The sequence below is a fragment of the Lyngbya sp. CCY1209 genome (assembly GCF_055795065.1).
Genome location: NZ_JAYFER010000523.1, coordinates 15980 through 28033, shown reverse-complemented (window position 1 = coordinate 28033; position 12054 = coordinate 15980). Strand labels below are relative to the sequence as shown.

Below are 12054 nucleotides of genomic sequence, written 5' to 3'. Positions count from 1 at the left end.
TTCTCGACTTGAAGCGATCGCATCTCTAGCTATAAGTCCGCAGATTTCGCAGATTTTCGCAGATGGGGAGTTGGGGTTTAATCGCCAATTTTGCCCGCCCCGTCAAGCTCTCTCTTCTCTCTGTGTCCTCTGTGCCTCTGTGGTGAAATATTCCCGATGCCTTTCTATATAAGTCCGCAGATTTCGCAGATTTTCGCAGATGGGGAGTCGGGGTGTTGGCATAAGCATCTACGGATTTATGGCGATCGCAACACTGGCAACCTCCCAAGGATGAATTATGGCCTCCGAATCTTCTATTTCTTCTTCTAATAAGTTTACGGCTGATTTTACCTCGACTCCCAAACTATTCTGTATCTGCCAAACTGCCTCCCGGCCGTGGCACTCGTAGCTGCGTAAAATCCAGGTTTTGGGGTCGGTGTGCGATCGCTTCAGCGCCATCAAAATTACGTTCTCGGCATCCCACTTTAAAAAACTCGCGGACTGGTTTCCGCCGGTTGTCGAAAAATTCGATAGCGACAAAACCTGCACTTGCAAGGGTTGGTTGAATTCGTAACCTCGCCGCACGGTTTCCCCTTCCCGCCAGTTTCCCCGGTGGGGATAAATTCCGTAGGCGAATTCGTGGATGCCGATATCGGAATCGGGGTCTGGCCATGTTGAACCTCGCAGCAAGGTTAAGCCGATTTTGTCCGCTTGGAAATTGTAGCCGTATTTGCAGTTATTCAATACGCTGATGCCGTAATTTCTATCACTCAAATCGCCCCAATTTAGAACGGGAATTTCCCACTTTGCTTTGGCGCGATCGCATTTTTTCTCTGTCTCGCGTTCTATTGTACCTGCCGGTATTTCATGTGCTGATAATTCTGCCGTTATCGTCAACGGGAAATACGCCTTAACTAAAACGTGGCGTTCCCGCCAGTCTACCCGGTTCTCGATTCTCAAAATTGGCGAATCTGCCGACAGGACGTAATCCTGACAAAACTCGGAGTTATTGATTTTTTTGATAACCCGCAACCGCAGACGCAGCGAACCTTCCTCCACCAACGCGATGGATTCCAGCCGCGGCGGTTCTAGGGGATATTGCAAATAATTGGGGTCGATATTCCAGGCGTCCCAATACTGTCCCTCGTCCCGAAACACTCGCAACTGATGTCCGGGATTTTTCAGGATATCCCGGTAATTGATTTTGTCGAAAATGGCGATAACGTCTCCCGTCTTCCCTGAGACTTTTACCCGGATAAACTGGTTCTCGAATTCCCAATTTTGGCAATTTTTTTCAAGGGTATTGACAGAAAAATCCGGATCTGATAGAGTATGAGATAATGGGAAAAGGTGTGCACCTACAGGGGTGCTTTGGGGCTGAAACCCTTGCCGGCCGGGAGTTTCCGCCGTCGGCGGCAGCAACCAGAAGCAGCGAAATCCCACCGACGGCACACCAGTTGCCAAAAACAGCAATTCCGAACCTCCCGAAACCGCCACCCGTTGGGAGATTAAGGCATTTCCGTCGCTATCGAAAACCCGCCAACTTTCCCCGGAGGGTAGGGGGACGGATAGGAGTTGCGATCGCGTCCAGTTGAGGGGGTTGAAGACGATAATCGGTATCGCGTCTGGTTGGGGGGGGTGGGGTAGAGAGAGGGACTGTGCGATCGCCTGCAATGCCTCCTCCTCAACCCGCGCCGCCGTTTCCGCCACCATTTCCCAACCCCGGTTGGCATCGACATAGGCCTCGGGAATTGCCGAACCGGGGAGGATATCGTGAAATTGGTTGAATAGAACCGCCTTCCAAGCCGCCTCCAAATCGGCGGCATCCGGGGAACCTCCCATTATCTCGGCGATCGACGCCCACAATTCCGCCCGGTACAGCGACTGTTCGCACAAGCGATTCCAGCGTTTCTGGTCGGCGTGGTTGGTGTAACAGCCGCGATGAAACTCGAGATATAACTCATCTTCCCATATCGGCAGTTCGGTAGTATACGCCACCCGGTCGAGATAATCCGCCGCCTGTAGAAATCTCAATTCCGGGAATAGCGGCGAAGACCGCCACCGCCGCGCCGTTTCCAACATTTCCCGCGTCGGACCGCCGCCGTGGTCGCCGACTCCCGGCAGCCACAAACAGTCCCGCAATCCGGTTTGGCGTTGCCACTCGACGGCGTAGTTTGCCAACTTCAGCGGTTCGATATTCTGCCCGATGAGTGCCGACATCAAACTGACGATTTCCGAACCGTCCAAACCCCGCCACCGAAACAGGCCGAACGGGAAAACTGTCGTGTCGTTCCAGCGGAGTTTTTGGGTGACAAAATAATCGATGCCTCCCTGTCGCAGCAATTGCGGAAGTTGCCAACAAAATCCGAAGCTATCCGGCAGCCAAGCGACTCGGGAGATTTCGCCGAATTTCTCCAAAACGTATTTTTGGCCGTAGAGAATTTGGCGGACGATGGATTCTCCCGAAACCGTGTTCAATTCCGGTTCTACCCAGAGTCCCGCCGTTACTTCCCAGACTCCCGCCGCTATTTGTTTTCGGATTAACTCGAACAAATCGGGGCGGTTTTCCTCAATCCAGGAGTAGAGGGCGGGGGTGGAATGACAAAAAATCAGTTCGGGAAAATCTGCCTGCAACTGCAAGACGGACTCGAAGGTTCGGACGGCGGCTTCCCAGGTTTCTGATACCGGCCACAGCCAAGCCAAGTCCAGGTGGGCGTGTCCCAAAAGGGAAATTTTTGCTATCGCAAAATCCGATAACTGTTCCCAACACTGTCGCAGGGTGGATAACTGCCGCAGAAATAGGGAGCGATCGCCCACGATTCCCCAATTTATATTATCAACTGCGATCGCCAATTCTTGCAAGCGATCGCGGCGTTCGGGTGTCAAAGTTTTCCCGCCGGTTGCCGACGGGAAGTTATCGATATTTGCCCCTATTATATAAGTATAGAAAACTGCCAACTCGTCCCCGACGAACCCCGGGTCTATTTCCCCCTCGCCTCCCGCCTCGTAAATACACCGGGAAGTCACCAGGGCGCCCGCGTCGTGACCGGGACTGACCAGCCGCAAAAATACCGTAAATTTTTCCCCCGGTTCCGCCGCCTCCGATAGGATTAACTTGGTCGAACAGTCGAACAAATCCCCCGAGAGCACCCAATTTCTGTTAATATAAATTCGGGCATCTTCCGCCCACCAACTCAACTCCAATTTCAACCGCAACCCCGACAGGGGATATCCCGCCAATGTCGGAGGAATTTCGATGTCCTGTGCCAGCCACAAAATCTCCTTTCCGGCCGACCAGGGGATATGGCGGCGATCGTTGAGTTGGACGATTTGCCAGTGCCGCCAATTGTCTCTATCGGTTTCGGAAATATCCCCGAGGTGAAATCGCCACCCGGTCTGAATGTCGAGGCGGGTCATTTGGTGCAGGTGTGCGATCGCTTCTCGGATGCGCTGGGGGGGGGAATTCGACGAGGGTAAATTCATGTTCGGATTGAATGGCGACGTTTGGGATAGTTTTGGGGTTTGAAAAAATCGTCTTCAGAACTCAACGCTCAATCCTCATCCTCCGCCAAAAAATCAAGGGCGATATCGCGACTGAGAAGAGGAGTCGTTTTTGCTTCATCCATTGCTTTGTTCAGGCAATAGTCTTCAATCTGTTCGGTTATTGTTTCGATTGACTCATCATCTTGAGGTAGGATCTGTCTCCATATTTCAATCGGGATGACGACAGCAGTTTGATTTCCATTGCTATCGGTTAAGTATTGAAATTGAGCGGAATTCATGGTTAGATTTTCTCCTAAAAACGACTCAAATAAATCGATTATGGATTGTATTTATTCCGGTTTCAAGTATTTTCAAATTGCTAATTTTTTCAGGCATTTCGACGCTGTAATTTTTCTTTCTGAATGTTTGTCAGTGACCCGAGTTTGATTTTACCACGGCATCCCGGCTGAAGCTTCGACTCTAAAAATATATCACCCCTTGGGTTTCTGAAATTTATTTTTCAAATCACGATACAAATCAGCCAGTCCGCCATTGAAATAACCGACGATACCTCCCACCAGGATAAATGCGGATAGGCTCAAGAATATCGTACCATGAATGGCGGGATTTAGTACGTTTTGATTTTGCTCATTTTTGACAATCAACCCGTTTTCAAGATGCCCGGAAACAGCGGAAGCGACAATCCCCCCGGCACCCAGTCCAGCACCCCAGATTTGGATGGTGTGTTCGAGGGAGCGATCGCGCTCTGCCTGTTCAATTTCTACCAATCCGCGAATGGTATTAATCAGTTCCGAAAATAAAGCCTGTCCGGGAATTAAATACTCCAAATCAACCTCAATCTGTCCGATTATTTTTTTCTCTGTCCGTCGGATAAATTGATTGCAAAATTCCAGGCTATCTTCTTTTACCATAATTTCCCGCAAATTGTCAAGGCTATATTGATAATTTTTAAAATTAGTTTTAATCGTGTTTAAATGAATTTTAATTTGTTGAATTAAGTTGACATAACGAAAGGAAAAATTTGGCAGTTCCAGCAATTCCCGCTTCAAACTTTCCAGGTGAAGATCCAAGTTCTCAGCGGTTAATTCCTCAATGGTTTTCGCTTTTGGCGATAATGCCTGAAAGATAGTTTTCGCCTGATGATAACACCAACGGGACTGGCGATAAGCATAGAGAATTTTATGGCGATAACATAATAGATTGATCAAGGGTTGATAATATTTCCCTTTTTCTTCTAACTGCCGAGTTTCCTCGGATGTATTCAACCAAATCAATAGATGGGTTTGTCGTTCCGGGTGATAGTCTCCGGTGGAATATTCAAAAATCGGACTGCCGAGGAGTTGTCCTTGTGACGGATTTTTCGATAATTTATCCGCCTCCGCAGTCGGCAATAACCCCCGCACGCAATCATCGGCAAACTTTCTGTCATCCTCACACTTGACAGGTTCACCAAAAAAGATCAGCGTTTGTCCTAAATCCGATTGAATATTATTGGGTAACAAACAATAATCGGGGTTGACAAATTGATGGAGTTGTGAAATATAAACCTCTGTTTGGGGTTGATAAAGGGTGATGTCAACGGCGTAGGTATCATGAAGCTGAATTGGATAAAATGTCCCTTTTATCTGGGGTTTTAAGTTACCAACAAAAGGGACAAATCGTTCTGGAAGCAGTTCTTGATAATCATTGGAAACATCATCTGTCCACTCTTTATAGGTTGACAATCGTTCGATTAAAGATTCCAATTCAGATTCATAAGCATTTAAACTTTTACCAATTTCTCCGCATTTTGTCCAGAGATGACTGGCATTTTCTACGGGTTCGTCTCCGGACTCCAAACTATTTCTCAGTTGAAATGCAATCAACGTCAGTTTGGGATTTTTAACTTTCGGTTGAACAGCCATAAATTAGGGTTGCGTCTGATTCTTTTTGGCGGATGGCTGGCTTTGGAGGATGGCATTTTTTAGCAGTTCTTTATTTAATTGTTGATTGATGGGGGGAGGTGAAACCGAACCCGTGGGTCCGCCGGGGATGCGATCGCCTTCTGAACGACTAACTAAACGATTGAGGATTGCCAACTGAGCATCGACAATCTTATTATCTTTTTCATACCAAGTTGCGATCGCGTTTGACAATGTTTCGACATCATCTTCCAAGGGTTCAATTAATTCCAGCAACTCCTGACGTTGGGAGTCGGCAAATAACTGGGGTTGTTCCTGTAACAGTTGCAGAAAGGCTTCCAGGTTTTGGTGATAGTAGAAAGACATGGGACGGAATAACTCAATGCAAGTAGAATTATATCATATTTTTGATTTTTGTGGCTGTTTAGAAACCGGGTTTCTATGAAGATCTTCGCATCGCCACGAGGGTCGATCTCAGAAACCCGGTTTCTTGGACATCATTAAAACTTGCCCACCGCACAGAATGCAGCCCAGTAATAAGGAGACTCAAAAGGTTTTGCCTCATCTGGAATCCTTTGCAAGCCAAGACGCAACCTCATTTTATTCTTGGCATCAATCCAATCTAATAATTCCGATTTGGTGGCATTTCTCAACCAATTCTGGGCGTGATTTAAAGCGATCGCAACTTCCTCGCCCTCCCGCAACAGTTGATAAAACCGAATCATCAACAACGCCGTGGAAATATCACTAACCGCCCAAAGAGAACTGATCACATTAGTGGAACCCGCCACCAAAAAGCCGCTGGGTAAACCGATATATTCATCACTGTTGGAGAGAATATCAATCAACCCCGTCTCGCAGGCGGAAAGTGTCACCAACCGACAGGAACGCAAATCCAAAGTAAACACATCTCCCAAAGTCAAACATTGACTTAAATCGACGGTTTTGTTATTATTGAGAGGAAGGTGTTGGCTGCGATCGAGGGTTGTGGGCGGCGGTTCCAGGTAGCAGTCAGATAATAATAATGCCGACAGTAAGGGATTCTCAAAGTTGAAGTAACCGTGGCAGGCAAAGTGATTGCAGTGGGCGGTTTTTTGTTGGGAATCGAATGTTGATTTTTTTGCCTCTTTCTTGGCTAAAATATCACTGGAGTTGAAATAATTGCGGATGCTGTCAACTTCCAAGTCGGTATACTCTAAATCTTGAGTCGGGTTTTGGATGGCGAGGAGTTGGGAGAAGTCGGGACACTGGCGGTTGTTTGCGGTTTGCAACAGTTGACAACTGGGGGCGTAACTGACACCGCCGGAAAATCGATCCATTAAGTAGGTGATATCTTCCCCGGTTTGGGATAGCGGCAAGGCGTGAAGGGGGAATAAATGTAAGAAGCGGTTGGGAATGAGTACGAGACGATCGCACTTTTTAGCTGTCTTCTCAATCGTCGCAATCAGTTCGTTGATATGCAGGATTTCTCCCAACTGTTGCAGGCGGGAAGTGAGGCTATTTTTCCATTCGGCACTTTCGCGATTTCGATAAGAATTTAAGTAGTCATTCGCCCACTTGATTAATTGTTGATAATCTTCCGAGTTCGACTGCCAGAGTGTGACCGCTTCCCCGTCGGTTGCCGTGGGTTTTGTCGGGGGTGTGACGATAAACACCAAAAAGCGATCGCTTAAAATATACCATTCTAAAATCGCGGTATTTTCCCCCGTCAAAGCCTGAATCTCAGCAAACGGAATCGGTTCCACTTTTTGCGTGCGGCGGAAGTCGGGGTCGATGGGGGTAATCTCACCGTTAATTAAATCGTCAAGTTGTTGCTGAAGTTGGTTGAGGTGGCTGCGGTCTGGTGGCGTCGTTTTTATGTCGGTAATTTGCGGGCTCCGTTCTCCCATCATCCCTCCGCCGAAGCTGTCGCGGCTGCGTTCTTCGATTTCCAGGCGGCGTTGTTCCGTTTCAATTTCTTGTCGCAGGCGGGTGAGTTCATCGAGGACTTCTGGGGGAATATCGCCTTTGGGGTAAAGGTCGCGGGTTGCCAACAGTTCAACCAGGTTACGGGTTTTGCTGCGATCGGCATATTCAATGGCGGCAGTATAGTTTTTCAGTTCGATGCAAACTTCCACCATTGCTTGATAAAGTTTCTGCCATTCTTCGGCTAATTTCTGTTTGGCTGCATCTCCGCCTTTGACAATTCCTGCCCGGATGTCTTCGACGGTTTCAATGGCATTATAAAAAGTATCATAAGCGAGTTGCCATTGTTGTAATTGTTGATAAGCGAGTCCTAGATTAAATAATATTCCTACATAATTGTAAGGAAAAGCCTGATGGGTTCTTACTGTCAAAGCCAGTTTATAGCAAGCAATGGCAATTTCCAGGTTCTCGCCGCGTTTTCCCCGAATACGGTTTTTGCAGGCAACTCCCAAGTTATTTTGCGTCTCTGCCCATTGTTCGGGATAGGCAGTGCGGGTTCTCACTTCTAAAGCCGCTTGATAGTAAGCAATGGCGATTTCAATATTCTCGGCGCGCTCTCCCCGGATGCGGTTACTGTAGGCAACTCCCAAGTTATTTTGCGTCTTTGCCCATTGTTCGGGATAGGCGGTGCGGGTATATACTTCCAAAGCCAGGTCATAGAAACTAATCGCTTTTTCAATATTCTCGGCGCGCTCCCCCCGGATACGGTTTTTGTAGGCAACTGCCAAGTTACTTTGGGTGTCTGCCCAATATTGGGGATAGGCAGTGCGGGTTCTGACTTTTAAAGCCGCTTCATAGCAAGCAATAGCAATTTCAATATTCTCGGCGCGCTTTCCCCGAATGCGGTCAAAGTAGGCAGCCCCCAAGTTATTTTGTGTTTGCGCCCAATCTTCGCGAAATGCCGTGCGGGTTCTGACTTTTAAAGCCGCTTCATAGCAAGCAATAGCAATTTCAATATTCTCGGCGCGCTCTCCCCGGATGCGGGAATAGTAGGCAATTGCCAAGTTATTTTGCGTGACTGCCCAACCTTTGGGATAGGCGGTCTGGGTATATACTTCTAAAGCCAGTTTAGAGCAAGCAATAGCAATTTCAATATTCTCAGCCCGCTCCCCCCGAATGCGGTCAAAGTAGGCAACTGCCAAATTATTCTGCGTTTGTGCCCAATATTCAGGATAGGCAGTGTGGGTTCTGACTTTTAAAGCCGCTTCATAGTAAGCAATAGCAATTTCAATATTCTCGGCTCTCTTTCCCCAGATGCGATTATTGTAGGCAATTGCCAAGTTATTTTGCGTACCTGCCCATTGTTCGGGATAGGTAGTGCGGGTATATACTTCTAAAACTACTTCATAGCAAGCGATCGCAATTTCCAGGTTCTTGGCGGAATTACCCAATGGGAATTGTGCTATTAAATTGCCAAATGAAATAATATTTGAGGCGATAAATGCAGCCGTTTCTTTAGGAACTTTTTTAAATCTAGTAGTTGCCCAGTCCCTCAAAATATCAGCTAAATTTTCATCAAGTTTATCGAGATTTTTTTCAAGTAGGGGATAAACGATTTGCCGATCACCATTACTGTCTGCTGTGGCTTGCACAACATCCAATAAAAAATCAAGATGGCAGCCACTAAAAAAAATAAAATTCGATGAACGATAGCCCAAAAACTCCTCTAAATCCTGAACTTTTTCTCGACTACACTTAACCAATTTTTTATTCCCTAACTCAGTATACAGTCTCAAGGCTTCTCGATAATTTGATAACCCTTCCTCCCATCTTTTTAGAGAGTGACATATCAACCCCAACATATAATAAGCATTCGCTTTACTCAAGGGTTGCCTCAAATCCTGTGCCACTTCCAAAGCCGAGTGATAATAATCAAAAGCCCGATCGCAATCCTTGAGTTTATTATAATACAACCCCCCGATTTCATATAAAAGATCATACTCGCCTAACTGATCCTGACTATCTCGGAGTATCGGCAACTGCTTTTCTAAAATTGCGATCGCCTTTTCAGTATTCTCGGTCTGCTCTCCTCGGATACGATCAGAGTAAGCAGAAGCCAAGTTGTTTTGCGTGGCTGCCCATTGTTTGGGATAGGCGGTGTGGGTATAGACTTCTAAAGCCAATTCATAGCAAGCGATCGCCTTTTCAATATTTTCAGCCCGCTCTCCCCGAATGCGGTCATTGTAGGCAGCTCCCAAGTTCATTTGCGTCATTGCCCATTTTTCGGGATAGGCGGTGCGGGTTCTGACTTCTAAAGCCAGTTCATAACAAGCGATCGCCATTTCAATATTCTCGGCTTTCTCTCCCCGGATGCGGTTACGGTAGGCAGAAGCCAAGAGATTTTGCGTGCCTGCCCATTTTTCGGGATAGGCAGTGCGAGTATATACTTCTAAAGCCTGTTTAGAGCAAGCGATCGCCTTTTCAATATTTTCAGCGCGCTCTCCCCGGATACTGTCACAGTAGGCAATTGCCAAGAGATTTTGCGTAGCCGCCCAATATTGAGGAGAGGTGGTGCGGGTATATACTTCTAAAGTTGCCTCATAGCAAGCGATCAAAATTTCTAGATTATCGGCGGGCTGAACTAACGGGAATTGTTCTATTAAATCGCCAAATTTCGCAATAGATAGGGCAATAGATACAGCCGTTTCTGTAGAAACTTCTTTAAACTTAGCAGTTGCCCAGGTTCTTAAAATATCAGCTAAATTTTCATCGAATTTATCGAGATTTTGCTCAAGCAGGGGATAAACAACTTTCGCATCGCCCTTACTATCGGCTGTAGCTTGCAAAACATTTAATAAAAAATCAAGCTGAGGGTCACTTTCAGGTAGAGATGCCGATAAACGACGGGCTAAAAATTTTTCTAACTTCTGAATTTCTTTTCGACTATGCTCAACCCATTCTTGATTCCCCAATTCAGTATAAATTTTTGATGCTTCTCGATAATTTGACAACCCTTCCTCCCATTTTTTTAAAGAGTGGCACATCAACCCCAACATATAATAAGCATTCGCTTTACTCAAGGGTTGCCTTTCCGTCAAATCCTGTGCCACTTCTAAAGCTGAGTGATAATAATCAAAAGCTCGATCGTAATCGTTGAGTTTGCGATAATATAACCCCGCAATTTTATATAAAACTTCATACTCTCCCGATTTATCCTCCCCTTCTCGCAGTCGGATTAACCGTTTTTCTGCCACCTCTATTAACTTCTGATAATCCCCAATTTTTTCATATAACTTTTCCAGATGATCTAGAGATTTAACGAACCACTGTTGCTGGGAGTCATCTTGTTCATAATAGCCGATCGCTTCCTCAAAATAGGAAATGGCATCCTCTGATTGATTCAGAGTATCGGAAATCAACCCCAACATATAATAAGCATTGGCTTCCTTCTCCGGTTGTTTTTCCGTCAAACCCTGTGCCACTTCCAAAGCCGATTGATAATAATCAAAAGCCCGATCGCAATCCTTGAGTTTATTATAATATATCCCCCCAATTTGATATAAAAGCCCATACTCACCAGACTTGTCCTGACTTTCTCGGAGTATGGCTAACCGCTTTTCTAAAACTGCGATCGCCTTTTCAAACTCTCCTATTTTTTGATATAAATCAACTAAATAGTTTAAAATAACGCCAACCCACCCTTTACCCTCCTCCTGTTTCTCATAAACCCCGATCGCACCTTCATAATAAGCGATCGTATCTGCCAATTGCCCCAGTTTCCCGCTTTCCCATGCCAACCAATACAAAGCCGTCCCTTCCATTTGCCCATCCGACAAATCTCGGGAAATCTCCAACATTTTCCGATGACATTCCACCGCCAACTCATCCAAACCGTCCCCAGAAAACCCCCGCCCCAAACCATGCCAAACCCAACCCAACTTGGGGCGATCTTGCGTCGGCTTGACGATTTTCAGCAACTTTTGATAAAATAAAGCTGCCTCCTGAAACTGTTTGTTATTCAGGAAACTATTCCCCACCCCATTCAGATAATCCCACGCCTGCTGAGTATGGGGATTATTGCCAATTTGGTTAAATAACTGATACGCTAAAGAATAGGCAGAAACTGCATTATCCTGTTGCTGCCAGTTGGCATAACACTGCCCCGAACATAATTGGGATGCTGCCTGCAACCATAGATTATTTTGAGTTTGGGAGCGTTGATAACAGGCATTATAGGAGGCGATCGCATCTCCAAAATACCCCAAATTCTGCCAACACACCCCGACTTTATACCAAATATCAATCCGATTCGGACTTAATTCCAAAACCCGAACAAAGCAGGATAAAGCGTGGTGGAATTTACCATTATTCTGGAACTCAACACCCCGTTTAATCCAGTGTTGAATAATGAAGCGATTGGGTGGTTGATTCCCCGAACCCTGAGAATTATCAGTCATAACCCCAAACCCTGATGCAAGTCCGATTATAGCAACCGCCAAGGGGGTTCGGACATAATTACTCCAACCGAGTCCACTTGAGTGGACTTTTGCTATGAGCCTTGAAATTCATTTCAAGGCGGGTCTAAAATTAGCCGATCTGTCCCAACCGTTTTAGCAGTTGCTATAATTCTAGCCTGACGAATAAGAATAACTGATTTTTTAATTGTTTCTTAAGGAAACCTTCTATACTCAACGATCAATCCTCATCCTCCGCCAAAAAATCAAGGGTGCGATCGCGGCTGAGAAGAGGAGTCGTTTTTGCTGCA

Annotated in this window: 5 protein-coding genes; all 5 read right to left on the bottom strand. The window is 46.2% G+C overall.

The annotated features are described in order from the left end of the window. Window positions 1–228: 228 nt before the first annotated feature. The 5 genes from AC0QHF_RS17260 to AC0QHF_RS17240 all read right to left on the bottom strand — a co-directional run bounded on the left by AC0QHF_RS17260 (window position 229) and on the right by AC0QHF_RS17240 (window position 11746). Entirely contained in the window at window positions 229–3462 is a 3234-nt protein-coding gene (locus tag AC0QHF_RS17260) for an alpha-mannosidase (protein WP_324705473.1), read from the bottom strand. A gap of 68 nt (window positions 3463–3530) precedes the next feature. After that, window positions 3531–3761, bottom strand: a complete 231-nt coding sequence (locus AC0QHF_RS17255) for a hypothetical protein (protein WP_324705472.1) — start codon at window positions 3759–3761, stop codon at window positions 3531–3533. 192 nt (window positions 3762–3953) lie between these two features. Further along, the gene (locus AC0QHF_RS17250; protein ID WP_324705471.1) at window positions 3954–5387 is read right to left on the bottom strand and encodes a hypothetical protein; all 1434 of its coding nucleotides are present in this window, start codon (window positions 5385–5387) and stop codon (window positions 3954–3956) included. 3 nt (window positions 5388–5390) lie between these two features. After that, the gene (locus tag AC0QHF_RS17245) at window positions 5391–5750 is read right to left on the bottom strand and encodes a hypothetical protein (RefSeq protein ID WP_324705470.1); all 360 of its coding nucleotides are present in this window, start codon (window positions 5748–5750) and stop codon (window positions 5391–5393) included. 134 nt (window positions 5751–5884) lie between these two features. Continuing rightward, complete coding sequence (locus tag AC0QHF_RS17240; protein ID WP_324705469.1) at window positions 5885–11746, bottom strand: CHAT domain-containing protein; 5862 nt, start codon at window positions 11744–11746, stop codon at window positions 5885–5887. Window positions 11747–12054: the final 308 nt, after the last annotated feature.